19 protein-coding genes are annotated in these 25,503 nt (G+C 60.8%); 14 read left to right on the top strand and 5 right to left on the bottom strand.

The annotated features are described in order from the left end of the window. The first annotated feature begins 24 nt into the window (after nt 1-24). On the top strand, nt 25-1,368 hold the full coding sequence (locus tag NVB75_RS12730) for a HAMP domain-containing sensor histidine kinase (protein WP_258347368.1): 1,344 nt from the start codon (nt 25-27) through the stop codon (nt 1,366-1,368). A gap of 40 nt (nt 1,369-1,408) precedes the next feature. Then, a complete protein-coding gene (locus tag NVB75_RS12735) occupies nt 1,409-2,758 on the top strand; it encodes a CoA transferase (protein WP_258347370.1) in 1,350 nt (449 codons plus the stop codon). 122 nt (nt 2,759-2,880) lie between these two features. Here NVB75_RS12735 and NVB75_RS12740 read toward each other — a convergent pair whose 3' ends face one another. Together NVB75_RS12740 and arcD (NVB75_RS12745) are read right to left on the bottom strand one after the other, a co-directional pair. Beyond that, a complete protein-coding gene (locus tag NVB75_RS12740) occupies nt 2,881-3,744 on the bottom strand; it encodes a DNA-3-methyladenine glycosylase (RefSeq protein WP_258348590.1) in 864 nt (287 codons plus the stop codon). 2 nt (nt 3,745-3,746) lie between these two features. Next, complete coding sequence (gene arcD / locus NVB75_RS12745) at nt 3,747-5,174, bottom strand: arginine-ornithine antiporter (protein ID WP_258347372.1); 1,428 nt, start codon at nt 5,172-5,174, stop codon at nt 3,747-3,749. Between the two features lie 450 nt (nt 5,175-5,624). Between arcD (NVB75_RS12745) and arcD (NVB75_RS12750) the strand changes: the two genes are divergently transcribed. The 12 genes from arcD (NVB75_RS12750) (at nt 5,625) to NVB75_RS12810 (ending at nt 20,084) form a co-directional block, all read left to right on the top strand. Next, complete coding sequence (gene arcD / locus NVB75_RS12750) at nt 5,625-7,052, top strand: arginine-ornithine antiporter (RefSeq protein WP_258347374.1); 1,428 nt, start codon at nt 5,625-5,627, stop codon at nt 7,050-7,052. A gap of 24 nt (nt 7,053-7,076) precedes the next feature. Further along, nucleotides 7,077-8,333, top strand: a complete 1,257-nt coding sequence (gene arcA / locus NVB75_RS12755; protein WP_087692650.1) for an arginine deiminase — start codon at nt 7,077-7,079, stop codon at nt 8,331-8,333. 69 nt (nt 8,334-8,402) lie between these two features. Continuing rightward, entirely contained in the window at nt 8,403-9,413 is a 1,011-nt protein-coding gene (locus tag NVB75_RS12760; RefSeq protein WP_010169901.1) for an ornithine carbamoyltransferase, read from the top strand. A 148-nt stretch (nt 9,414-9,561) separates the two neighbouring features. Next, on the top strand, nt 9,562-10,491 hold the full coding sequence (gene arcC / locus NVB75_RS12765; protein WP_201139978.1) for a carbamate kinase: 930 nt from the start codon (nt 9,562-9,564) through the stop codon (nt 10,489-10,491). Nucleotides 10,492-10,509: 18 nt separating this feature from the next. After that, the gene (locus NVB75_RS12770) at nt 10,510-10,872 is read left to right on the top strand and encodes a DUF5064 family protein (RefSeq protein ID WP_063027653.1); all 363 of its coding nucleotides are present in this window, start codon (nt 10,510-10,512) and stop codon (nt 10,870-10,872) included. 185 nt (nt 10,873-11,057) lie between these two features. Next, complete coding sequence (locus tag NVB75_RS12775; protein WP_063027651.1) at nt 11,058-12,566, top strand: sigma-54-dependent transcriptional regulator; 1,509 nt, start codon at nt 11,058-11,060, stop codon at nt 12,564-12,566. Nucleotides 12,567-12,968: 402 nt separating this feature from the next. Next, nucleotides 12,969-13,352, top strand: a complete 384-nt coding sequence (gene gcvH / locus NVB75_RS12785; RefSeq protein ID WP_005790845.1) for a glycine cleavage system protein GcvH — start codon at nt 12,969-12,971, stop codon at nt 13,350-13,352. Nucleotides 13,353-13,362: 10 nt separating this feature from the next. Beyond that, nucleotides 13,363-16,209, top strand: a complete 2,847-nt coding sequence (gene gcvP, locus NVB75_RS12790; protein ID WP_258347380.1) for an aminomethyl-transferring glycine dehydrogenase — start codon at nt 13,363-13,365, stop codon at nt 16,207-16,209. 147 nt (nt 16,210-16,356) lie between these two features. Next, nucleotides 16,357-17,733, top strand: coding sequence for an L-serine ammonia-lyase (locus NVB75_RS12795; RefSeq protein WP_258347382.1), 1,377 nt, complete (start codon nt 16,357-16,359; stop codon nt 17,731-17,733). A 39-nt stretch (nt 17,734-17,772) separates the two neighbouring features. Continuing rightward, on the top strand, nt 17,773-18,897 hold the full coding sequence (gene gcvT, locus NVB75_RS12800; protein ID WP_258347384.1) for a glycine cleavage system aminomethyltransferase GcvT: 1,125 nt from the start codon (nt 17,773-17,775) through the stop codon (nt 18,895-18,897). Nucleotides 18,898-19,286: 389 nt separating this feature from the next. After that, a complete protein-coding gene (locus NVB75_RS12805; RefSeq protein WP_003316897.1) occupies nt 19,287-19,499 on the top strand; it encodes a cold-shock protein in 213 nt (70 codons plus the stop codon). 96 nt (nt 19,500-19,595) lie between these two features. Further along, nucleotides 19,596-20,084: an RDD family protein gene (locus tag NVB75_RS12810; protein WP_003220044.1), complete on the top strand. Its 489-nt coding sequence runs from the start codon at nt 19,596-19,598 to the stop codon at nt 20,082-20,084. A gap of 856 nt (nt 20,085-20,940) precedes the next feature. Here the strand turns inward: NVB75_RS12810 and nadA are convergent. From nadA to NVB75_RS12825, 3 genes are all read right to left on the bottom strand, one after another. Next, nucleotides 20,941-21,999 (bottom strand): quinolinate synthase NadA, encoded by a 1,059-nt coding sequence (gene nadA, locus NVB75_RS12815; RefSeq protein ID WP_003209852.1) that lies wholly within the window; start codon nt 21,997-21,999, stop codon nt 20,941-20,943. A gap of 220 nt (nt 22,000-22,219) precedes the next feature. Next, nucleotides 22,220-23,791 carry a lactate dehydrogenase gene (locus NVB75_RS12820; protein ID WP_258347387.1) on the bottom strand — a complete coding sequence of 524 codons (1,572 nt, stop codon included), beginning with the start codon at nt 23,789-23,791 and terminating at the stop codon, nt 22,220-22,222. A gap of 128 nt (nt 23,792-23,919) precedes the next feature. Beyond that, a complete protein-coding gene (locus NVB75_RS12825) occupies nt 23,920-25,206 on the bottom strand; it encodes an OmpP1/FadL family transporter (protein WP_258347389.1) in 1,287 nt (428 codons plus the stop codon). Nucleotides 25,207-25,503 lie beyond the last annotated feature (297 nt).

Consider the following 25,503-nt stretch of genomic DNA (forward strand, 5'->3'; position numbering starts at 1 on the left):
GCTTTTCCTGTTTGAGGGTTTCTTGTGCGTTCATTGTTTTGGCGCGTCCTGGCCAGCTTCTGGCTGGCCATCGCCCTGGTTGCCGGGTTGTCGATCCTGCTTGGGCATATGCTCAACCAGGACGCCTGGATTCTCAGCCGCCACCCCGGGCTCAACAACCTCGCGCAGGAATGGACGCAGCTCTATGAGGCACAAGGCGAGGACGCCGCCCAGGAATTGCTGCAACAGCGCAAGCGCCAGTACCACATCGACGTGCAAGTGCTTAACGAAAGCGGCGAGCCCGTGGTACGCGGCACCTTCCCGCGCCGTGCCGCCGCCCTCGAAGCCCGGCAAAACGACAGCCAGGACCGCCACCTGCCCTGGCGACGCCTGACCGCCGAGTACACCAGCGAAAAAACCGGCGATACCTACCTGCTGATCTACCGCATTCCCCACCCGGAGCTGGACGCCTGGCACCGCAGCAGCCTGCTGTGGCCGTTGAGTGCCCTAGCAATCGCGTTGGTGGTGCTGACCCTGTTCAGTTTGCTGGTGACGCTGTCCATCACACGCCCCCTCAGCCGCCTGCGCGGCGCAGTGCACGACCTGGGCCAGACCACCTACCAGCAAAACAGCCTGGCGCGGCTGGCCAACCGCCGCGACGAATTCGGCGTGCTCGCTACCGACTTCAACCGCATGGGCGCCCGCCTGCAAAGCCTGATCGGCAGCCAGCGCCAATTGCTGCGGGACGTGTCCCACGAACTGCGCTCGCCCCTGGCCCGCCTGCGGATCGCCCTGGCCCTGGCAGAACGCGCCACACCCGAGGCACGGGAGAAACTCTGGCCGCGCCTGACCCGCGAATGCGACCGCCTGGAAGCGCTGATCAGCGAAATCCTGGTACTCGCCCGGGTAGATGCCGACAACGCCAGCGCCGAAGACATCGACCTCAACCCACTGCTCAAAACCCTGCAAAAAGACGCCTTGCTCGGCGCGCCGGACCAACCCGTACAGCTCGATGCCGAGGCCGGGCTGCACCTCAAGGGCTGGCCGACCATGATCGAACGCGCGGTGGACAACCTGCTGCGCAACGCCCAACGCTTCAACCCGCCGGGCCAACCGATTGAACTGGACGCCAGACGCCAGGGCGACCGTATTGTGATCAGCGTGCGCGACCATGGCCCCGGCGTGGACGCCGAACACCTGAAGCAACTGGGCGAGCCGTTTTACCGCGCCCCGGGGCAAACCGCCCAAGGGCACGGCCTGGGACTGGCCATCGCGCGGCGCGCCGCAGAGCGCCATGGCGGCAGCCTGATCCTGGCCAATCATCCTGACGGCGGTTTTATCGCCAGTGTGGATTTGCCGCTGGAGCCCGGGGTTGTCATTCAACCCTGATGATCTTCTATGATGGTCCTTCTCATTAGGAGGGCCTTTGATGACTGATCTGCTCACCCCCATCCAGGAAGCACTCGATTTACCCGTCACCCCGCTGGCCTTCACCGAGGTCGGCGCCCTGCCCTCGACCTTTGCCGTCACCGAACTGGCCAGCGCCAGCATCGGTGCGGCGGGCCAGGCAGTTGCCCAGTTGCTGCAGCAGCAAACCGGGCGCCTGCCTTCGGTGACCGTGGACCGGCGCCTCGCTTCATTCTGGTTCTCCTCGTCCCTGCGTCCCGATGGCTGGACCACACCGCCGCTGTGGGACCCGATTGCCGGCGACTACGCCTGCGCCGACGGCTGGATTCGCCTGCACACCAACGCACCGCATCACCGGGCCGCCGCCGAGCGCGTACTCGGGCAGGTTGCTGACCGTGAAGCGATGGCCGCGAAGGTTGCGCCATGGAACGCTACCGAGCTGGAACAGGCGATCGTCGAAGCCAACGGCTGTGCGGCGCAGATGCGCTCGTGGCAAGACTGGCAGGTGCATCCACAAGGTTTGGCGGTCAATCAGGAACCGCTGGTCCATCGCCAGACATTTGCAGCCCTCAGCGACAAACCCTGGCTGGGCTCGGTGGCAAGGCCGTTGGCGGGGATCAAGGTGCTGGACCTGACGCGCGTCTTGGCCGGCCCCACCGCCAGTCGCTTCCTGGCAGGCCTTGGCGCCGATGTACTGCGCATCGACTCACCGGACTGGAACGAACCCGGCGTGGTACCGGAAATGACCCTGGGCAAACGCTGCGCCCGCCTCGACCTGAAAAACGCCGACGACCGGCAAATCTTCGAAAACCTGCTCAAGGACACCGACATTCTGCTGCACGGCTACCGCGCCGATGCATTGGAGCAGTTGGGCTACGGTGAGGCCGCGTTACAAGCCCTCGCCCCCGGCCTGATCGACGCCAGCCTGAACGCTTACGGCTGGAGCGGCCCATGGCGCAATCGCCGAGGCTTCGACAGCCTGGTGCAGATGAGTACCGGGATTGCCGAGGCCGGCAGGCAGTGGAAAAACTCGGACACGCCGGTGCCGCTGCCGTTACAGGCGTTGGATCACGCCACCGGGTATTTGATGGCGGCCAGTGCAATCCAGGCCTTGAGCGAACGATTGAAATCCGGACGCGGCGGTTCGGCGCTGCTGTCCCTCGCGCGCACGGCAAAACTCTTGGTGGACGCAGGACAAGTCCCGGAACAACTACCGCTGCGGGCCGAAGAACCGGTCGATCAAGGCTTGGTGGTGGAGCAAACAGCCTGGGGCCCGGCCCACCGGTTGCTGCCCCCGGTGACCATCAGCGGGACACCGTTGCAGTGGGATTTGCCCGCTGGGGAATTGGGCTCACACCGCCCGCAGTGGTGACCCAGATCCTGTGGCGAGGGAGCTTGCTCCCGCTGGACTGCGCAGCAGGCCCCTGCTTTGGGGTCGATGGGGCCGCTTCGCGCCCCAGCGGGAGCAAGCTCCCTCGCCACAGGTGTGCAGTATCAATCCACCCGGCTCAGTGATGTCCACAAATGCTGCGCCGCATAGGCTCTCAGCGGCCGCCAGGCCTCAGCCCGCGCCAGCAACTGGCGTGGGCTTACCGGCCCGCCTTCCAGCGCCACCAGCGCATTGATCAAACCGATATCCCCCGAGGCAAATGCATCCTGCTCGCGCATCTGGCGCATGGCGATGTACTGCGCCGTCCAATCACCAATTCCCGGCAAGGCAACCAACCGCGCCACGCCTTCCTTCAGGCTCGCCTTCGGCTGGAAAATCTGTGGGTCATCCAATAAGGCCTGGGCCACACCCGACAAGGTGCGCCCGCGACTTTTGGGCATGCCGAGGGTCGCCAAATCTGCGGCTGCCAGCACCTCGGCTGACGGAAACACGTGGGTCACACCGGCATGGGGCGTCACCAGCGGCGTGCCGTACTGCGCCACCAGCTTGCCCGCCAGCTTGATCGCCGCCACCACGGTAATCTGCTGGCCCAACACCGCGCGGATCGCCAACTCCAGCCCATCCCAGGTTCCCGGCACCCGCAAGCCAGGACGCGCCGCCACCAAGCTCGCCATCAAGGGATCATTCGCCAATTGCCGGTTGATCCGCTTCGGGTCAGCCGACAGGTCAAACATGTCCCGTAACCGTCGCTCAATTTCCGGCAACGCTGCCGGGTCGGGGAAGTCCAACGTTACTTCAAGCCAATCCCCGGCCCCCGGCGACACACTGAGCCAACCCTGCTGACCGTCGACGCTGATGCTGCGCGAGTACACGCCGCCGTCCACCGTCTCCAGCCCGCTGATCGCCCGCGCCGACAAGAAGCCCAACATTGCCGCCCAGTCATACGGCGCCTGATACGCCAGTTGCATCCTCACAACGACAACACCCCGCTGTACAACCCATACGCTGCCAGGCTCGCCCCGGCGATCACGCAGGCGAAAATGCCTTTTTCCAGGTGGGTAAACAAGGGCTGGCCCTGCTCGCGCTTGGCCAGGGCAAACAGGATCACCCCCGGCGCATACAACAGCGCAGACAGCAGCAGGTACTTCAAGCCTCCGGCGTAAAGCAGCCACACCGCATAAGCCAAAGCGATCAGGCTCACCAGCAAGTCCTTCATGCGTTCGCCATGGGCACCTTCGTAGGTTTCACCGCGCCCGCTCAACAGCACCGCATACGCCGCCGACCACAGGTAGGGCACCAAAATCATCGATGACGCCAGGTAGATCAGGGTGGTGTAGGTGCTTTCCGAAAACAGCGTGATCACCAGGAACAGCTGGATCATTACATTGGTCAGCCACAACGCATTGACCGGCACCTGGTTGACGTTTTCCTTTTTCAGGAACGCGGGCATGGTTTTGTCATGGGCGGTGGCGTAGAGAATTTCGGCGCAGAGCAACGCCCACGACAGCAGCGCACCCAGCAACGAAACCGCCAGCCCGATGCTGATCAACAGCGCGCCCCACGGGCCGACAATATGTTCCAGCACCCCGGCCAAGGACGGGTTTTGCAGGTTGGCCAGTTCCGGCTGGCTCATGATCCCAAGCGACAGCAGGTTGACCAATATCAGCAGCGCCAACACCCCCAGGAAACCAATCACCGTGGCCCGCCCTACGTCAGAGCGTTTCTCGGCCCGCGCCGAGTAGACGCTGGCGCCCTCGATGCCGATAAACACAAACACCGTGACCAGCATCATGTTGCGCACCTGGTCCACTACGCCGCCAAAGTTCGGATTACTCAGGCCCCAGATATCCCGGGTAAAGATGTCGGCCTTGAACGCCACGGCGGCGATCACGATAAACATCACCAGCGGCACGATCTTGGCCACGGTGGTGATCTGATTGATAAACGCCGCCTCCTTGATCCCGCGCATCACCAGAAAATGCACAGCCCACAGCAACATCGACGCACAGCCGATCGCCACCGGGGTATTGCCCTGGCCGAACACCGGGAAGAAGTAGCCGAGGGTACTGAATAGCAACACGAAGTAACCGACGTTGCCCATCCAGGCACTGATCCAGTAGCCCCACGCGGACGAGAACCCCATGTAGTCGCCAAATCCAGCCTTGGCGTAGGCGTAGACACCGGAATCCAGCTCAGGCTTGCGGTTGGCCAGGGTTTGAAACACGAAGGCCAGGGTCAACATGCCAACAGCGGTAATGCCCCAGCCGATCAACACCGCGCCCACTTCAGCCCGCGCTGCCATGTTCTGGGGCAACGAGAAGATCCCGCCACCGATCATCGAACCCACCACCAGGGCGATCAAGGCGTTGAGGCGAAGCTTTTCTGACGCTTGGGACATGGGTATTCCTGAATAAAGAAACAGCTGTTGAGGCAACAAGCGTGCACTCAACTAATTTATCTAACGCGAGCAGCGTTTATTAGATATAGCTAATAAACCCTAACGCCTCATAACTTAAAGGCATGACAGTAAACACCCTTCGGTCAAATTTATAATTTAAATAATGATTGAACTTTCCAGACAGTGAAGCGTTGCACAAGCCCATTCCAAAAAGTTTGCATATCTGAAAAAACGAACTAGCTTCAAACGTCCATGCCAATGAGAAAACCTGCTGTTTGAAACGTAGAAGCGCTCTACAACGAGCCTCTGCGTGGCGCTCGAGCGCCCGGACCTTTCATCATAAGTCATTAATTCACAATGGAATGTGCCAATGAAGTGATCTGAGTCAGCTGTTTGATTAGCGCACGGATTTATTCTGTGGTCTCTCTTCTCCTGCATTGGAGTTATGCAATGTCTGAATCTCCCGGAAAACTTCGATTAGGCGCACTGGTTGCACTTGTCGTGGGTTCAATGATTGGTGGCGGGATCTTCTCACTGCCGCAAAACATGGCGGCCAGCGCCGATGTCGGCGCGGTACTGATTGGTTGGGTGATCACCGCCGTGGGCATGTTGACCCTGGCGTTCGTGTTCCAGACCCTGGCCAACCGCAAGCCTGACCTCGACGGCGGGGTCTACGCCTACGCCAAGGCCGGGTTTGGCGACTACATGGGTTTCTCGTCTGCCTGGGGCTACTGGATCAGTGCCTGGCTGGGCAACGTCGGCTACTTCGTGTTGCTGTTCAGCACCCTCGGTTACTTCTTCCCGATCTTCGGCGAAGGCAACACCCCGGCGGCGGTGATCGGCGCGTCGGTGCTGCTGTGGGCCGTGCATTTTTTGGTACTGCGCGGGATCAAGGAAGCCGCGTTCATCAACCTGGTGACCACCGTCGCCAAGGTGGTGCCGCTGGTGCTGTTCGTGTTGATCGCTATCTTCGCGTTCAAGCTGGACATCTTCACCGCTGATATCTGGGGCGTGAAAAACCCGGACCTGGGCAGCGTGATGAACCAGGTGCGCAACATGATGCTGGTCACCGTCTGGGTGTTCATCGGCATTGAAGGCGCAAGCATCTTCTCGTCCCGTGCCGAAAAACGCTCCGACGTCGGCAAGGCCACCGTGATTGGTTTTATCACCGTGCTGCTGTTCCTGATGCTGGTGAACGTGCTGTCCCTGGGGATCATGACCCAACCGGAACTGGCCAAGCTGCAGAACCCTTCGATGGCCGCCGTGCTGGAGCATGTGGTGGGTCACTGGGGCGCGGTGCTGATCAGCGTCGGCTTGATCATTTCTTTGCTCGGGGCGCTGCTGTCGTGGGTGCTGCTGTGTGCGGAGATCATGTTCGCCGCGGCCAAGGACCACACCATGCCGGAGTTCCTGCGTAAGGAAAACGCCAACCACGTGCCGGTCAACGCCCTGTGGCTGACCAACGCCATGGTGCAGATCTTCCTGGTGATCACGCTGTTTTCCGCCAGTACATACCTGTCGCTGATCTACCTCGCCACCTCGATGATCCTGGTGCCTTACCTGTGGTCGGCGGCCTATGCGCTGCTGCTGGCGGTGCGCGGCGAGACCTACGAAAACGCCCTGGCCGAACGCAAGAAAGACCTGTTCATCGGCGCGGTCGCACTGATCTATGCGGTCTGGCTGCTCTACGCCGGCGGCACCAAATACCTGCTGCTCTCCGCCCTGCTCTACGCCCCTGGCGCGATCCTGTTCGCCAAGGCCAAGCACGAACTGGGCAAACCGATTTTCACCAATGTCGAGAAGCTGATTTTCGCCGCAGTAGTCATTGGCGCCCTGGTGGCGGCCTATGGGCTCTACGACGGCTTCCTGACCCTGTAATTATTGTTCACTGGAGGATCTGTAATGACCACGGAAAAAGTGAAGTACGGCGTACATTCCGAAGCCGGCAAACTGCGCAAAGTCATGGTGTGCTCCCCAGGTTTGGCCCATCAGCGGCTGACCCCCAACAACTGCGATGAACTGCTGTTCGATGACGTGCTGTGGGTGGCCCAGGCCAAGCGCGACCACTTCGACTTCGTGACCAAGATGCGCGAGCGCGACATCGATGTGCTGGAAATGCACAACCTGCTGACCGACATCGTCGCCATCCCCGAAGCGCTGGACTGGATCCTGGCGCGCAAGATCACCGCCAACCAGGTCGGCCTGGGGCTGGTCAATGAAGTCAGCTCGTGGCTGCGCAGCCTGGAGCCACGCAAGGTCGCCGAATACCTGATCGGTGGCGTGTCGGCCGATGACCTGCCGAGCAGCTTCGGCGGCAAGACCATCGAGATGTTCCGCGATTTCCTCGGGCACTCCAGCTTCATTCTGCCGCCACTGCCCAACACCCAGTTCACCCGTGACACCACCTGCTGGATCTACGGCGGCGTGACGCTGAACCCGATGTACTGGCCGGCACGACGCCAGGAAACCCTGCTGGCCAGCGCCATCTACAAATTCCACCCGGAGTTCACCAACGCCGACTTCCAGGTGTGGTACGGCGACCCGGACCAGGAACACGGCAACGCCACCCTGGAAGGCGGCGACGTGATGCCGATCGGTAACGGCGTGGTGTTGATCGGCATGGGCGAGCGTTCCTCGCGCCAGGCCATCGGCCAACTCGCCCTGAACCTGTTCAAGCACAAAGCCGTAGAGCGCGTAATCGTCGCCGGCCTGCCGAAATCCCGCGCAGCAATGCACCTCGACACCGTGTTCAGTTTCTGCGACCGCGACCTGGTCACGATCTTCCCGGAAGTGGTCAACCAGATCGTCGCCTTCACCCTGCGCCCGGACGAGACCAAGCCCGGCGGCATCGATATCCAACGCGAAAAAACCAACTTCCTCGACACCGTCGCTGCCGCCCTGAACCTCAAGGCCCTGCGTGTGGTGGAAACCGGTGGCAACAGCTTCGCCGCCGAGCGCGAGCAGTGGGATGACGGCAACAACGTGGTGGCCGTGGAGCCTGGCGTGGTGATCGGTTACGACCGCAACACCTACACCAACACCCTGCTGCGCAAGGCCGGTGTGGAAGTCATCACCATCAGCGCCGGCGAACTCGGCCGCGGCCGTGGCGGCGGCCACTGCATGACCTGCCCGATCATTCGCGACCCAATCGACTACTGATATTCAAACCCTGGCCGCCGCTCATAAGACGCCGGCCAGGGGGATAACCTAAACAGAAGGAGATCCACCATGGCTTTTAATATGCGCAACCGCAGCCTGCTGTCGCTGATGCATCACACCACCCGCGAACTGCACTACCTGCTCGACCTGTCCCGCGACCTCAAGCGCGCCAAATACACCGGCACCGAGCGTCCGCACCTGAAGGGCAAAAACATTGCGCTGATCTTCGAAAAAACCTCGACCCGCACCCGTTGCGCGTTCGAAGTCGCGGCCCACGACCAGGGTGCCCACGTCACCTACATCGACCCGGTGTCGTCGCAGATCGGCCACAAAGAAAGCATGAAAGACACCGCCCGCGTCCTGGGCCGGATGTTCGATGCCATCGAGTACCGTGGCTTTGAACAGGAAATCGTCGAAGAGCTGGCCAAGTTCGCCGGGGTGCCGGTGTTCAACGGCCTGACCGCCGAATTCCACCCGACCCAGATGATCGCCGACACCCTGACCATGCGCGAGCACAGCGACAAGCCGTTGCATGACATCAGCTACGCCTACCTGGGCGACGCCCGCTACAACATGGGCAACTCGCTGCTGATGATCGGCGCCAAGCTCGGCATGGACGTGCGCATCGGCGCGCCGAAAGCCCTGTGGCCCCATGCTGACTTCATCAAGCAGTGCCAGGAATTCGCCGAGGAAAGTGGCGCACGCATCACCATCACCGAAGACCCGAAGGAAGCGGTGAAAGGCGTGGACTTCATCCACACCGATATCTGGGTGTCCATGGGCGAACCCGTGGAAGCGTGGGACGAGCGCATCGAGCAACTGCTGCCGTACCAGGTCAACGCCAAGATGATGAAGGCCTCGGGCAATCCCCGCGTGAAATTCATGCACTGCCTGCCGGCGTTCCACAACAGCGAAACCAAGGTCGGCAAGGACATCGCCGCGCGTTATCCGAACCTGGCCAACGGCGTGGAAGTGACCGAAGAAGTGTTTGAGTCCCCGGCCAACATCGCCTTTGAGCAGGCGGAAAACCGCATGCACACCATCAAGGCGATCCTGGTGTCGGCGTTGGCGGATATCTAAACCCTGCTGCGATCACACTGTAGGAGCGAGCTTGCTCGCGAAAAACTCAAGGGCACCGCGTTCATTCAGGATGGACGCGTTATCGTTGACCTCCATCGCGAGCAAGCTCGCTCCTACAAAGGATTGCGAGCTCTAGAAGGATTGAATTATGCGTATCGTCGTTGCACTGGGCGGCAACGCCCTTCTGCGCCGTGGTGAACCCATGACCGCAGACAATCAACGGGCCAATATCCGCATCGCCACCGAACAGATCGCCAAGATCCACAAAGGCAACGAGCTGGTGATTGCCCACGGCAATGGCCCGCAGGTGGGCCTGCTGTCGCTGCAAGCGGCGGCTTACACCCAGGTGTCGCCATACCCGCTGGATGTGCTGGGCGCCGAAACCGAAGGCATGATCGGCTACATCATCGAACAGGAACTGGGCAACCTGCTGGACTTTGAAGTGCCGTTCGCCACCCTGCTCACCCAGGTGGAAGTGGACGCCAAGGACCCGGCCTTCCAGAACCCGACCAAGCCGATCGGCCCGGTCTATGCCAAGGCCGAAGCGGAAAAACTCGCCGCCGAAAAAGGCTGGGCGATTGCCCCCGATGGCGACAAGTATCGCCGCGTGGTGGCCAGCCCACGGCCGAAGCGGATCTTTGAAATCCGCCCGATCCAGTGGCTGCTGGAAAAAGGCAGCATCGTGATCTGCGCCGGTGGCGGCGGGATTCCGACGATGTATGGCGAAGACGGCAAGCTCAAGGGCATTGAAGCCGTGATCGACAAGGACCTTTGTTCTTCCTTGCTGGCCGGGCAACTGGACGCCGATTTGCTGGTGATCGCCACCGACGTCAATGCGGCCTTTATCGACTTCGGCAAACCCACCCAGAAAGCCATCGGCCAGGCGCACCCGGACGAAATCGAAAAGCTCGGCTTCGCCGCCGGCTCCATGGGGCCCAAGGTCCAGGCCGCCTGCGAGTTCGCCCGCCAGACTGGCAAAACCGCAGTGATCGGTTCACTCTCGGACATCGAAGCGATCGTCCAGGGCACTGCCGGCACGCGAATCAGCACGGCGAAACCCGGAATCACCTACCTGTGAAGTAGAGGAGAAATGCCTATGGCTACCTTTGAACCTGGTCACCTGCACATCGAACGCCACGCGCTGAACAAGGATGACTACAGCTACAACCTGTGCATCGACTACGAAGTCAGCCAGGACCCAAAGGAAGGCAAAGGAATGCTCTTCAAAATGCACGGCTCGGTGCAGGACAAGGAGCTCAAGGAAGAGTTTTTTCTGCCCAAGGACCAGTCGTTCGACTTCGCCCGGCACGCGATGAATATCGCGCAGAAGTACGGCATGCCGAAGATTGCCGTGCTCAATGGGCAAATGCACAAGCAGTACGATTTGATGTTTGAAGATGTGCGGCATCAACTGGATGTGAAGCCTGGGGATCCGGTCAAACCCGAGCACCTCGAATAACCGCGGCCACAACCCACTGTAGGAGCGAGCTTGCTCGCGAAGGTCGCCAACGATAACGCTGGCATCCTGAATGAACGCGGTGCTTGTGCGTTTTTCGCGAGCAAGCTCGCTCCTACAGATTTCACCTGACCCCTCCTCCAAGGCATACTTGCCACCTCTCGCTCGCCAGAACCGCTAACCGCCCCATGCGTATCCACGTCAGCTTCATCGACCGCGTCGGCATCACCCAGGAAGTCCTGGCCTTGCTCGGTGGGCGCAATCTGAACCTGGATGCGGTGGAAATGGTTCCGCCCAACGTCTACATCGACGCTCCAACCCTGAGCGCCGAGGTGCTGGAAGAGCTGCGCGATGCACTGTTCAGCGTGCGCGGCGTGCAAGCCGTGACCGTGGTCGACATCCTCCCCGGCCAGCGCCAGCACCTGCAACTCGACGCCCTGCTCGCCGCCATGACCGACCCGGTGCTGGCCCTGGACAGCGCCGGCAAGATCCTCCTGGCCAACCCGGCCTTGATCGCCTTGTACGGTCGCGAGCCCGCCGGCGAGAGCATCAATGAACTGTTCGACGACCCAAAGTTGCTGGCCACCTTGCTCGAACACGGCTTTCGCCTGGCCCTGCGGGAAATCAACGTGAACGGCCAGACCCTGCTGCTGGACGCCACGCCGATCACTGACGCCGGCGCCCTGCTGACCCTGTACCCACCCAACCGCATCGGCGAACAACTGTCGGCGCTGCACCACGACCATGCCGAAGGTTTCGACGCGCTGCTGGGTGAGTCCCCGGCGATTCGCACCCTCAAGGCGCGGGCGCAACGGGTGGCGGCGCTGGATGCACCGTTGTTGATCCAGGGCGAGACCGGTACCGGCAAGGAACTGGTGGCCCGCGCCTGCCACGCCATCAGTGCGCGCCACAGTGCGCCGTTCCTGGCCCTGAACTGCGCGGCGCTGCCGGAAAACCTGGCCGAGAGCGAGCTGTTCGGCTACGCCCCCGGCGCATTCACCGGCGCCCAGCGCGGCGGCAAGCCGGGGCTGATGGAACTGGCGAACCAGGGCACGGTGTTCCTCGACGAAATCGGCGAGATGTCGCCGTACTTGCAGGCCAAGTTGCTGCGGTTTCTCAACGACGGCAGCTTCCGTCGGGTAGGCGGCGACCGTGAGGTGAAGGTCAATGTGCGGATCCTCAGCGCCACCCACCGCGACCTGGAAAAAATGGTCAGCGAAGGCACCTTCCGCGAAGACCTGTTCTACCGCCTCAATGTGCTCAACGTCGAAGTACCGCCCTTGCGCGAGCGCGGCCAGGACATCCTGCTGCTGGCCCGCTACTTCATGCAGCAGGCCTGCGCGCAGATCCAGCGCCCGGTGTGCCGCCTGGCGCCGGGCACCTACCCTGCACTGCTGGGCAACCGCTGGCCGGGCAACGTGCGCCAGTTGCAGAACGTGATCTTCCGCGCGGCCGCCATTTGCGAAAGCAGCCTGGTGGACATTGGCGACCTGGACATCGCCGGCACCTCGGTGGCGCGGCAGAACGACGGTGAAGTCGACAGCCTGGAGCAGGCGGTGGAAGACTTCGAACGCGGGTTGCTGGAGAAGCTCTATGTCAGCTATCCGTCCACGCGTCAGCTGGCGAGCCGCCTGCAAACCTCCCACACCGCCATTGCCCACCGCTTGCGCAAGTACGGCATTCCCAACAAGCCCTGACGCCTTAGCCCCACTGTAGGAGCGAGCTTGCTCGCGAAAAACTCAAGCACACCGCGTTCCTCCAGGTTTCCCGAGTCATCGTTGGCGACCTTCGCGAGCAAGCTCGCTCCTACAAGGGTGTTGCAGCTAAAAGCGACTCCTACCTGTACTGAAAGCGCTACAGCGGAACGATATCGATACACACCGTCCTAGGCGTCGCCATGCAAGGCTTTGATCCTCATAGTCTTTTTTTCCACGGCCCAGCTGTATCGATATCGCTACAGCCAACTTTCGAACATCACCCGCGATAAACAGTAACCAATTGTTTTATAAAGATAAAAAAACATTGGCCGCGATTTTGCTAAGCAACTCCTCATTATTCCAATCCCGTCCACCAGACGAATCTGGCCCTGAGGAGTTTCCATGAGCGAGTTGCGCTTTACTGAAGATCACGAATGGCTGCGCGCCGAAGCCGACGGCAGCGTTACCGTGGGCATTACCGCTTTTGCGCAGAACGCGCTGGGTGATGTGGTTTTCGTGCAACTGCCTGAACTGCAGGCCTACGACAAGGGCGCAGAAGCCTCCACCGTTGAATCGGTCAAGGCAGCCAGCGGCGTGTACATGCCGCTGGACGGCGAAGTCCTCGAAGTGAACGACAAGCTGGACGGCAGCCCCGAACTGGTCAACGAAGACCCGATGGGCGAAGGCTGGTTCTTCCGCTTTAAACCGGCTGATGCCGATGCAGTAGCTAAGCTGTTGGATCAGGATGCGTACGACCGCCTGATCAAAGCCAACGCTGAAGCCTGAGGAGCGCGCCATGACTAATCTGACCACCGCCAACGAATTCATCGCCCGCCACATCGGCCCGCGCCAGGACGACGAGCAACACATGCTCGCCACCCTGGGCTTTGACTCCCTGGAAGCCTTGAGCGCCAGCGTGATCCCGGAAAGCATCAAGGGCACCGCTGTGCTGGGCCTGAGCGACGGCCTGAGCGAAGCCGACGCACTGGCTTCGATCAAGGCGATTGCCGCCAAGAACGAGCTGTTCAAGACCTATATCGGCCAGGGTTACTACAACTGCCACACGCCGTCGCCGATCCTGCGCAACCTCCTGGAAAACCCGGCCTGGTACACCGCCTACACGCCGTATCAGCCGGAGATTTCCCAGGGCCGCCTGGAGTCGCTGCTGAACTTCCAGACGCTGATCAGCGACCTCACCGGCCTGCCGATCGCCAACGCCTCGCTGCTGGATGAAGCCACCGCCGCTGCCGAAGCCATGACCTTCTGCAAACGCCTGAGCAAGAACAAAGGCAGCAACGCGTTCTTCGCCTCCGTGCACAGCCACCCGCAAACCCTCGACGTATTGCGCACCCGTGCCGAGCCGCTGGGCATCGACGTGGTGGTGGGCGACGAGCGTGAACTGACCGACGTCAGCGCCTTCTTCGGCGCCCTGCTGCAATACCCGGCCAGCAACGGTGATGTGTTCGACTACCGCGAACTGACCGAGCGCTTCCACGCCGCCAATGCGCTGGTGGCCGTGGCCGCCGACCTGCTGGCCCTGACGCTGCTGACCCCGCCGGGCGAGTTCGGCGCCGACGTGGCCATCGGCAGTGCACAACGCTTCGGCGTGCCGCTGGGCTTCGGTGGTCCGCACGCGGCGTACTTCTCCACCAAGGATGCGTTCAAGCGCGACATGCCGGGCCGTCTGGTTGGCGTCTCCGTGGACCGTTTCGGCAAGCCGGCCCTGCGCCTGGCCATGCAGACCCGCGAGCAACATATCCGCCGCGAGAAGGCCACCAGCAACATCTGCACCGCCCAAGTGCTGTTGGCCAACATTGCCAGCATGTATGCCGTGTACCACGGCCCGAAAGGCCTGACCCGGATTGCCAACCGCATTCACCACCTGACCGCGATCTTCGCCAAAGGCTTGAGCGCATTGGGCCTGGCAGTTGAACAAGCCCACTTCTTCGACACCCTGACCATCAAGACCGGCGCGCAAACCGCTGCCCTGCACGACAAGGCCCGCGCCCAGCGCATCAACCTGCGTGTGGTCGATGGCGAACGCCTTGGCCTGTCGGTGGACGAAACCACCTCCCAAGCCGATATCGAAACCCTGTGGAGCGTGTTCGCCGGCGGCAAAGCCCTGCCAGACTTCGCCGCATTGGCTGCCAGCGTTGAAAGCACCCTGCCGGCCGCGCTGCTGCGCCAGTCGCCGATCCTCAGCCACCCGGTGTTCAACCGTTATCACTCCGAAACCGAGCTGATGCGCTACCTGCGCAAGCTGGCCGACAAGGACCTGGCCCTGGATCGCACAATGATCCCGCTGGGCTCGTGCACCATGAAGCTCAACGCCGCCAGCGAAATGATCCCGGTGACCTGGGCCGAGTTCGGTGCCCTGCACCCGTTCGCCCCCGCTTCGCAAAGCGCCGGCTACCAGCAACTGACCACCGAACTGGAAGCCATGCTCTGCGCGGCTACCGGTTACGACGCGATCTCCCTGCAACCGAACGCCGGTTCCCAGGGCGAGTACGCTGGCCTGCTGGCCATCCGTGCGTATCACCAGAGCCGTGGCGAAGAGCGCCGCGACATCTGCCTGATCCCGTCGTCGGCCCACGGCACCAACCCGGCCACCGCCAACATGGCCGGCATGCGCGTCGTGGTCACCGCGTGCGATGCACGCGGTAACGTCGACATCGAAGACCTGCGCGCCAAGGCTATCGAGCACCGCGAGCACCTGGCTGCGCTGATGATCACCTACCCGTCCACCCACGGCGTGTTCGAAGAAGGCATCCGCGAAATCTGCGGGATCATTCACGACAACGGCGGCCAGGTGTACATCGACGGCGCCAACATGAACGCGATGGTCGGCCTCTGCGCCCCGGGCAAGTTCGGCGGCGACGTGTCCCACCTGAACCTGCACAAGACCTTCTGCATTCCCCACGGCGGTGGCGGCCCGGGCGTTGGCCCGATTGGCGTCAAATCCCACCTGACCCCGTTCCTGCCCGGCCACGCCGCGATGGAACGCAAGGAAGGCGCGGTCTGCGCCGCACCGTTCGGCAGCGCGAGCATCCTGCCGATCACCTGGATGTACATCAGCATGATGGGCGGCGCAGGCCTCAAGCGCGCTTCGCAGTTGGCGATTTTGAATGCCAACTACATTTCCCGCCGCCTGGAAGAGCACTACCCCGTGCTGTACACCGGCAGCAATGGCTTGGTGGCCCACGAATGCATCCTCGACCTGCGCCCGTTGAAAGACAGCAGCGGCATCAGCGTGGATGACGTGGCCAAGCGTCTGATCGACTTTGGTTTCCATGCGCCAACCATGTCGTTCCCGGTGGCTGGCACCCTGATGATCGAGCCGACCGAAAGCGAATCCCGGGAAGAACTGGACCGCTTCTGCGACGCGATGATCGCCATCCGCGAAGAAATTCGCGCGGTGGAAAACGGCTCGCTGGACAAGGACGACAACCCGCTGAAGAACGCACCACACACTGCCGCGGAACTGGTTGGCGAATGGAGCCACCCATATAGCCGCGAGCAAGCGGTGTACCCAGTGGCATCGTTGATCGAAGCCAAGTACTGGCCGCCGGTTGGCCGGGTCGACAACGTGTTTGGCGATCGCAATTTGGTGTGCGCTTGCCCGTCGATCGAGAGCTACGCCTGACCGTGAATCTGTAGGAGCGAGCTTGCTCGCGAAAGACCTGAGAGCACCGCAATCATCCTGAATGAACGCGGTGTCTATCGGTTCTTCGCGAGCAAGCTCGCTCCTACAGAAAAGCGGTATCCAATAACAAGAAACCGGAGAACAACCATGTCTTTAAGCGTGTTCGACCTGTTCAAGATTGGCATCGGCCCCTCCAGCTCCCACACCGTCGGCCCGATGCGCGCTGCCGCTCGATTCGTCGAAGGCTTGAAGCGCGATAACCTGTTAGCCACCACCACCTGCGTCAAGGTGGAACTCTACGGTTCCCTCGGCGCCACCGGCAAAGGCCACGGCAGTGACAAGGCCGTATTGCTGGGCCTGGAAGGCGAACACCCGGACACCGTGAATACTGAAACCGTCGCCGCACGCTTGTCGGAAATTCGCGGCAACGCACGCTTGAACCTGCTCGGCGAACACAGCATTGCGTTCAACGAGAAAGAACACCTGGCGATGATTCGCAAACCCCTGCCCTATCATCCCAACGGCATGATCTTCCGCGCTTTCGACACCGCTGGCCTGCAGATTCGCAGCCGTGAGTACTACTCGGTGGGCGGCGGTTTTGTGGTGGATGAAGATGCCGCCGGCCACGACCGTATCGTCGAAGACTCCACCCCCCTGACCTTCCCGTTCAAAAGTGCCAAGGACTTGCTCGGCCATTGCGCCACCTATGGGCTGTCCATCAGCCAGGTGATGCTGACCAATGAAAGCGCCTGGCGCCCGGAAGCGGAAACCCGTGCCGGCCTGCTGAAGATCTGGCAGGTGATGCAGGACTGCGTGGACGCGGGCTGTCGCAACGAAGGGATTTTGCCGGGAGGCCTGAAGGTCAAGCGCCGCGCCGCCGCGCTGCACCGCCAGCTGTGCAAGCACCCGGAATCGGCGCTGCGTGACCCGTTGTCGGTACTGGACTGGGTCAACCTCTACGCCTTGGCGGTCAACGAAGAAAACGCCAATGGCGGGCGCGTGGTGACGGCGCCCACCAACGGGGCGGCCGGGATTGTGCCGGCGGTGTTGCACTACTACATGCGCTTTATCCCGGGGGCCAGCGAAGACGGGGTGGTGCGCTTCCTGCTCACCGCCGCGGCCATCGGCATTCTGTACAAGGAAAACGCCTCGATCTCCGGCGCCGAAGTCGGCTGCCAGGGGGAAGTCGGCGTGGCCTGTTCCATGGCCGCCGGCGCCCTGTGCGAAGTCTTGGGCGGTACGGTTTCCCAGGTAGAAAACGCCGCCGAGATCGGCATGGAACACAACCTCGGCCTGACCTGCGACCCCATCGGCGGCTTGGTGCAGGTGCCCTGCATCGAGCGCAACGCCATGGGCTCGGTCAAGGCCATCAATGCGGTGCGCATGGCCCTGCGCGGCGACGGGCAACACTTCGTCTCCCTCGACAAGGTCATCCGCACCATGCGCCAGACCGGCGCCGACATGAAAAGCAAATACAAGGAAACCGCCCGTGGCGGTTTGGCGGTCAACATTATCGAGTGCTGACGCCTACAAGCGCGTCCGCACGTTTTTCAGGAGCTGAATATGTCCACCGAAACCCTGTTGAAAACCCCATTGCACGCCCTGCACATCGAGCTGGGCGCACGCATGGTGCCCTTCGCCGGCTACGACATGCCGGTGCAATACCCGCTGGGCGTGATGAAAGAACACCTGCACACCCGTGAACAGGCCGGGTTGTTCGATGTGTCCCACATGGGCCAGATCCGCCTGACCGGCGCCGGTGCCGCCAAGGCCCTGGAAACCCTGGTGCCGGTGGACATCATTGACCTGCCGGTGGGCATGCAGCGCTATGCGATGTTCACCAACGAGCAAGGCGGCATCCTGGATGACCTGATGGTCGCCAACCTGGGTAACGACGAACTGTTCCTGGTGGTCAACGCTGCCTGCAAGGACCAGGACCTGGCCCACCTGCGCCAGCACATCGGTGACCAGTGCACCATCGAGCCACTGTTCGAGGAACGCGCCCTGCTGGCCCTGCAAGGCCCGGCCGCCGTCAGCGTGCTGGCGCGCCTGGCGCCGGAGGTCAAGCACATGACCTTCATGCAATTCGCACCGACCCGCCTGCTGGGCGTGGACTGCTACGTCAGCCGCTCGGGCTACACCGGTGAAGACGGCTTCGAAATCTCGGTGCCGGCCGCCAGCGCCGAAACCCTGGCCCGCAGCCTGCTGGCCGAAAGCGAAGTGCAGGCCATCGGCCTCGGCGCTCGCGACTCCCTGCGCCTGGAAGCCGGCCTGTGCCTTTACGGCCATGACATGAACACCGAGACCACGCCGATTGAAGCCAGCCTGTTGTGGGCGATTTCCAAGGCCCGCCGCGCTGATGGCGCACGTGCCGGCGGCTTCCCGGGTGCCGACGCGATCTTCACCCAGCAACAAACCGGCGTGAGCCGCAAACGCGTAGGCCTGTTGCCACAGGAGCGGACACCGGTGCGTGAAGGTGCAGAAATCGTCGACGAACACGGCACCGTGATCGGCAGCGTCTGCAGCGGCGGTTTTGGCCCGAGCCTGGGCGGCCCGCTGGCCATGGGTTACCTCGACAGCGCATTCATCGCACTGGATACCGAAGTATCTGCATTGGTGCGTGGGAAAAAGGTGCCACTACGTGTAAGTAAAATGCCATTCGTGCCACAACGTTACTACCGTGGCTGATTGACTGTTCCTATAAGTAACGCGGTTGCGTTAACGTGCACTAATCTGTAACGCAACCGCCACATTAAAGTGCACTGTCGATAGTCAATGTTATGTTCCGTCACCTATAACAAGTGACGAATTCTATCGAATAAAGACGTTCCACATTGTGAACAGAACTGTCATCAAGCCGAGCAAAACCTGGGCTTTTTCCGGGGCTTGTTTTTTCTGTCTTAGTTGGCGTAGAGTTTGCCCACTGTGTTTGCATGGGTCGCTTTGAACCTGGACCTGGGCAGTAGCCAAAGTTTGCTACAACCCGTTCGACGTCTCTTACTTTCCTGCAACCCAGCCCAGTACTCTTTCATGTGAAAGGGACTGTCATTAATTTTTAGCGTCAAGGAAATAAGAAAATGGCTGAACGTCAGAGCGGTACCGTCAAGTGGTTTAACGACGAGAAAGGGTTTGGTTTTATCACTCCAGAAAGCGGTCCGGATCTGTTCGTCCACTTCCGCGCTATTCAGGGCAACGGCTTCAAAAGCCTGAAGGAAGGCCAGAAAGTGACCTTCATCGCGGTGCAAGGCCAAAAAGGCATGCAAGCCGACGAAGTACAAGCAGAAGGCTGATCCTTACTGCGACAAAAAAGCCCCTGATATGACATCAGGGGCTTTTTTATGGGCGTTCTTCCGTAAAATGGCTTTTTTCCTGCCGAGAGCCATGCCATGTCGAAACACCTGCTGAGCCCCCAAGGCGAGTTTCCCGCCGTAGGCCTGGGCCGTCGTCTGGCAGCGATGTTCTATGACTTCCTGTTGTGCACGGCCCTGCTGATCGTCACGGCCTTTATCTACAAGCTGGTGTGGATGGGGTTTGTCGGGGAGGCCAAGTTACGGGCGCTGTCTGAGTCTGGCGCGCTGGATGGTGATCCGCTGTTGTCGACGATTTTGTTTTTTGTGTTGTTTGGGTTTTTTGCCAAGTTTTGGACGCACTCGGGGCAGACCCTGGGGATGCAGGTTTGGGGGGTGCGGGTGCAGAACGCTGATGGGTCGCGGATTAGTCTGTGGCAGGCGTTGTTGCGGTTTGTGGTGTCGATTGCTTCGTGGTTGTGCCTGGGGCTTGGGTTTATCTGGTCGTTGTTCGACAAGCAGAAGCGTGGCTGGCATGACATTTATTCGGACACGCGGTTGGTGCGGGTTCCGAAGAAAAAGAAGTAGGTTTTTAGATTGGGGGCATATCCGTTGCTGCGGTGATGGCTGCTATTGGTTCCGCTCTTACAGCGGCTCACTTTTGAAAAGCGCAAAAGTAAGCAAAACGCTCTTGCCCCACCACTCGGCACCTCGCCTAGGCTCGGAGTGCCCTCACTCCGGCTTTGGACCGTGGGCCGCCGTCATGGGCCATCCTTGGCCCAGGACGGCTAACCTGGCGTCCTGCCAGGTTACCCACGCTCCAAAGCCTGCGTTCGGCCAGCGTGGTTTAACGGGGCGCCTAAGATCAAAAGCAAGAGCACAGCGGCCTACCGGCCGGCTTGAGTGTTGAAGAGCAAAAGCCAAATCAAAATCTAAAGCGGGCACGGTCCAAAAAATGTGGGAGCGGGCTTGCTCGCGAAGGTCGTTAACGATGACGTGGGCATCCTGATTCAACGCGGCGCTCTCAGGTTTTTCGCGAGCAAGCCCGCTCCCACATAAAAGCAGATCTGTTTTCGCTCTGGTCTTTGCTTTTGCTTTTAACACTCAAGCCGGCCGGGAGGCCGCTGTGCTCTGCTTTTGATCTGCTTTTGATCTTGATCTGCGGGCCCCGTTAACCACGATGGCCGCAAGTAGGCACGGTGGAGCGGGTAAATCGGCAGGGATGCCGATTTAGCCGCGCCGGGCCATGGATGGCCCGTCGCGGCGGCCCGCGGAGCCGTGCCGGAGTGCGGGCATGCCGAGCCTAAGCGAGGCACCGAGTGGTGGGGCAAAGACCTTTTGGTTACTTTTGGGGCGTTTGCCAAAAGTGACCCGCTGTAAGAGCGGAACCCTAAGCCGCCGTTACCGCAGCAACGGATATGTACACAAACCAACCCACCACAAATCAGGCATTCCCCGCCAACCTCAACCGAGCCGCCTGCGTAAAATCCAACATCCGCTTCAGCGGCCTAACCGCCTGCGGAATCACCGAAGGCTCAACAAAAATCTCATTACTCCCCTCACGCAAACATTGCAGCGTACGCTCCAGGGTATTCATCGCCATCCAGGGACAATGCGCACAGCTGCGACACGCCGCCCCATTCCCGGCCGTCGGCGCCTCGACAAACACCTTGTCCGGACACAACTGCTGCATCTTGTAGAAGATGCCCCGATCAGTAGCCACGATAAACGTCTTGTTCGGCAACCGCTGCGCCGCCGCGATCAACTGGCTGGTCGACCCCACCGCATCCGCCAACTCAATCACCGAAGTGGGCGACTCCGGATGCACCAGAATCGCCGCGTCCGGGTACAACGCCTTCATGTCCTCCAACTGCTTGGACTTGAACTCCTCGTGCACGATACAAGCACCGTCCCACAGCAGCATGTCCGCCCCCGTCTGACGCTGGATATAGGTGCCCAGATGCTTATCCGGCCCCCAGATAATGGTCTCGCCGTTATCCATCAGGCTTTCGACAATCTCCAACGCACAACTGGAGGTGACCACCCAATCAGCCCGGGCTTTCACCGCTGCCGACGTGTTGGCATAAACCACCACCGTGCGCTCAGGGTGCTGATCACAGAACGCCGAAAACTCATCCACCGGGCAGCCAAGGTCCAGGGAGCAGGTGGCTTCCAGTGTCGGCATCAGGATGCGTTTTTCAGGCGTGAGGATCTTGGCCGTCTCGCCCATGAAGCGCACGCCCGCCACCAATACGGTCTTGGCCGGGTGCGCCGCGCCGAAGCGGGCCATTTCCAGGGAGTCGGAGACACAGCCACCGGTTTCTTCGGCCAGGGCCTGAATCACCGGATCGCAGTAGAAGTGCGCCACCAGCACCGCGTCCTGAGCCTTGAGCTCGGCGGCGATGGCGGCACGGTAGCCCGCCTCTTCTTCGGCGCTCAGCACCTTGGGCTGCTTGGCGTCGAGGTGGGCTTGGACCAGAAGGCGTTCGGAAATTTGCGTCATGTTCGCAAGACCTGCAGGCGCAGTTGCGCGAAAGTCGAGTGTACCACCGGCTCTGGAGCCCTTCGGGCGCCGCCGGACGAAGTGATTGTGTTCATCAAGCACGGTGAAGCTGCGCAAGGCTACAGAATATCGAATGGTTTCAAAAGCCTAATCTGGGATTCGGCGAGGCATAAAAAAAGGGAAACCCAAGCAGGGGTTTCCCTTTTTTACAACGACCAGTTTAACGGGCCAAAACGGTGGGGTCGTCTTGCAGCAACACCCACTGATGCATGTTCGCCAGCGCATCCTTCAGGATGGTTTCATCGGCGCCCTGGGCCTTCTTGCCTTCCCGCGCCGCGTACTCCAGCAACACCAGGTAGTCGCGATGGCTGCTGGCCTGGTTCGGCGCCACGCTGTCTTTAACCAATATCCCCATCTCGTAGCGCTGGGTGCGGGTGTTCTGGCTGGCGCTCTGGTCCACGGAGGCGTTGGTCAGGAGGCCGTCCTTGTAGGTGATATTCGCCGCGCTGCTGGCCTTGTCGTCGACCTGCACGTAGAGGTAGTTCTGCGACTCGCGCTGGGTGTCGAAAGACGGTGGCTTGCCGCCATTGAGCGCCAAATGAAAACGGGCTTTGAGAGTTGATTGCTGGGCCTGGTCGACCGTGCGATTCGAGAGGTCATTGCCTCCGACACGCGTCTTCTGGGACACCTCATAGGCAAACGTGTCGTTTTCCATAAGACGGGACGGGTTCGGTAACGTGGCCGTCTGGCGGATGGAGGCCTTGAAATCTGCGAGACCGGTGAGCAGGCCTTGATCCGCCGCACTCCGGGTCAGTGGCTGCGGTGCCTTGATGCCCTGTGGGTAGTTGCTGTTCATGGCGGTAAACGCGTCCTTGAACATCGCCATCATGTCAGCGTCGGCTTTGCCCCGCGCCTGGGCCTTGTCGAACTGGGCCAGGTAGCTTTTCAGCGCGATTGCCTGTTGCTTGGCGTTACCGATAATGCCGGCGTTTTTCAGGTCGACCGAAAGATTCACCTCCCCCGCCGGGCCACTCATCCGCGTCGTACGGCTCTGGCTGTCCGCATGGAATGCAAGGGTGAGGTCCTCAGCCTTGCTTACTTTCAATTTGCCGCTGAGGTCCACCGAGGACAACACACTGGAATCAAACTGCGTCAGCTTGCTCAGCTCGAGTTTCGGCGGCTGGGCGGCCAGGCCGTCGATAGCCCCCTGGAACGCTTCGCCCAACTTGGCGACTTCCTTGAGCTCGGCGGCGCTGAGGGTGCCGCCGTCCACCTTGGCCTGCGCGGCCAGGCCACTGGACTGGCTGGCCAGACTGAAGGTGACGGTCTTGCCGCTGGCCGTCTTGACGGTGAGGCTGACCAGGTTGTCTGCCTTGCTGTGGAGCAGCGCCTGTTGAATCTTGAGCTCGTCGGGGCTTTGGGTCTTGGACGAAGTGGTGCTCAGCGCCGACTGGGAAATGTCGGTACCGCTCTTCGCAAATTGCTCGATCAGGGTAGCGCCCAGGCCGCTGAAGCCCGTGCCTCTGGGCAGCACATAGAAATTCGTGTTGATCGCTTTAGTGACCGCATAGTAGCTGTCACTTTCCCAGACGTTGATCGACCCATGGCTGGGCAATTGGCCGTTACGGGAATAGGTGTCGGCTTGAACATCCACCGTGACATTGCCAAGGCTGACCACCGAGGAAGGACGCACGGCAGTGGCGTCCGTTTCTGGCGTCAGCGTCGCTGGCGGCGCAACGGCGGGTCGATTGATAAGGGGAATGGCGGAGCTGATCGGCGAAAGCGTAGTCATGACGATCCCTGTCTTGAGCTGAATTACGCCTAATTTAACCAAGACAGGCAGAGTTTGGTAGCACGATCGATACAATTGCTAGCAAAGAGCCATGTCAGAAAAATGACTCTTTGCCCTGTTTCAGTGCATCAGAAGCGGTAAGTTACCGAACCACCAAAACCGTTGGCGCTGTTTTCATACTTGGCGTCGTAGGTCAGGCCCAAGGCGGGCTGGCTCTGGCGCACCTTGATCGGTTCTTCCTTGAGGTAGGAATAGGCCACGTCAAACGTTACGTTTTCGATTGGCGTCCACCCGGCACCGAGGCTGAATACAGTGCGGTCACCCGTCGGAATCCGCACGGAACGGTCGGTGTTATTGGTTGGCGTCTGATCCACCGAGAACCCGGTACGCAGCACCAGCTGTTTGTTGACCCGATACGCCGCGCCAATGGCGTGGGACCAGGTGTCATGCCAGTTCTGCTGTTCGGTGATCGCATTCAAGCCGCCGAACTGGGCGGCCAACGCTGACACACCGTCGTTGTTGATGGTGATCTTCTTCAACTGGCTCCAGCGTGTGTAAGTGCTGCCCAGGTACAAGGTCCAGTCATCGTTCAGTTGATGGGTAACCGAGAAGTCCACCGACGAGGGTGTGGTGACATTGAGGCTGGCGTCATAGCGTTGCGGGCCGCCATCAAAGGCATCGGAAATCAGGCCGGAAGCGTTGGTCTTGCCGTTGAGGTGATAGACCACCTGCGAGTGATAAGTCAGGCCGATGCGCGTGCTTTCCAGCGGCTGTACCAGAATACCGGCATTGAAACCGGTGGCGGTGTCGTCACCCTTGACCTTGACCTTCTCACCGGCGCCACCCCCGAGCGGCACGTTGGAATCCAGTTCACCCGAGATCCGGTTGAAGGTGGGGCCGAAACCCACCGAGACCTTGTCGTTGAAGGCATAACTGACGGTCGGCTGCACGGTAATGACCTTGATCTGGCTTTTATTGCCAAAGCCATTGCCCTGAAAGCTGCGCTCATAGTCGGTTTCCAGGCCGAACGGTGCATAGATCCCCAGGCCGAACGCCCAGTGTTCATCAATCGGCGTCACCAGGTAGCCCATCGGCACGGCAATGCCAGGCACCATATCGCCCTTGTCGGTGCCCGGGTTATTGGCACCGAATTGCGAGGAGCTGGCGTTCTTGATATTCGAACTGGCATCCAGGTAAGTCGCCCCGATGCTCACTTCATTCTGCTTGAGGCGGGACATGCCGGCCGGGTTGCCGAACACCGTGCTGGCGTCATCGGCGGAGGAGGAACGCCCGGCGTAGCCTGTACCCATTGAACTGATGCTTTGTTCATTGAGGGCGAAACCACCTGCAAACAGGGACGTGGAGGCGAGCGAAATCGACAGCGCCAAAGCGCTCTTGCAGAGTTTTTTATTCATTATTAGAACTCGAATTATTGGGCAGCACGAGGAAGCTACCAATCTTCGAGCGGGCAAATTATGAAGAGTTTTTCATGCGGGAAATTGTCCGACAATCCTCTTGATTTCAACGACTTTGGCGGTTTTTAGCGCACTTATTCAGACCTGAAAACCCGAAAGTGACTGATGAGTTTTAAGCGTGATCCCGCGCTTGCAGACAGACGGGCGACTGCCGTCGAATTAGCGTTAAGTTGCTGGAGATATAAGTGTCGCAATGACATGATGACGGCTATTTAACACGCGCGGCAGCACTCAAAT

The organism is Pseudomonas sp. CBS (assembly GCF_024734645.1).
Lineage (GTDB): Bacteria > Pseudomonadota > Gammaproteobacteria > Pseudomonadales > Pseudomonadaceae > Aquipseudomonas.

Coding starts and splice junctions, on each gene's coding strand:
- arcC (WP_201139978.1), top strand. CDS start 9,562: ATGCGTATCGTCGTTGCACTGGGCGGCAACGCCCTTCTGCGCCGTGGT.
- NVB75_RS12735 (WP_258347370.1), top strand. CDS start 1,409: ATGACTGATCTGCTCACCCCCATCCAGGAAGCACTCGATTTACCCGTC.
- arcA (WP_087692650.1), top strand. CDS start 7,077: ATGACCACGGAAAAAGTGAAGTACGGCGTACATTCCGAAGCCGGCAAA.
- NVB75_RS12740 (WP_258348590.1), bottom strand. CDS start 3,744: ATGCAACTGGCGTATCAGGCGCCGTATGACTGGGCGGCAATGTTGGGC.
- NVB75_RS12760 (WP_010169901.1), top strand. CDS start 8,403: ATGGCTTTTAATATGCGCAACCGCAGCCTGCTGTCGCTGATGCATCAC.
- arcD (WP_258347374.1), top strand. CDS start 5,625: ATGTCTGAATCTCCCGGAAAACTTCGATTAGGCGCACTGGTTGCACTT.
- nadA (WP_003209852.1), bottom strand. CDS start 21,999: ATGACGCAAATTTCCGAACGCCTTCTGGTCCAAGCCCACCTCGACGCC.
- NVB75_RS12810 (WP_003220044.1), top strand. CDS start 19,596: ATGTCGAAACACCTGCTGAGCCCCCAAGGCGAGTTTCCCGCCGTAGGC.
- NVB75_RS12825 (WP_258347389.1), bottom strand. CDS start 25,206: ATGAATAAAAAACTCTGCAAGAGCGCTTTGGCGCTGTCGATTTCGCTC.
- NVB75_RS12805 (WP_003316897.1), top strand. CDS start 19,287: ATGGCTGAACGTCAGAGCGGTACCGTCAAGTGGTTTAACGACGAGAAA.
- NVB75_RS12775 (WP_063027651.1), top strand. CDS start 11,058: ATGCGTATCCACGTCAGCTTCATCGACCGCGTCGGCATCACCCAGGAA.
- arcD (WP_258347372.1), bottom strand. CDS start 5,174: ATGTCCCAAGCGTCAGAAAAGCTTCGCCTCAACGCCTTGATCGCCCTG.
- gcvP (WP_258347380.1), top strand. CDS start 13,363: ATGACTAATCTGACCACCGCCAACGAATTCATCGCCCGCCACATCGGC.
- NVB75_RS12820 (WP_258347387.1), bottom strand. CDS start 23,791: ATGACTACGCTTTCGCCGATCAGCTCCGCCATTCCCCTTATCAATCGA.
- NVB75_RS12770 (WP_063027653.1), top strand. CDS start 10,510: ATGGCTACCTTTGAACCTGGTCACCTGCACATCGAACGCCACGCGCTG.
- gcvT (WP_258347384.1), top strand. CDS start 17,773: ATGTCCACCGAAACCCTGTTGAAAACCCCATTGCACGCCCTGCACATC.
- gcvH (WP_005790845.1), top strand. CDS start 12,969: ATGAGCGAGTTGCGCTTTACTGAAGATCACGAATGGCTGCGCGCCGAA.
- NVB75_RS12795 (WP_258347382.1), top strand. CDS start 16,357: ATGTCTTTAAGCGTGTTCGACCTGTTCAAGATTGGCATCGGCCCCTCC.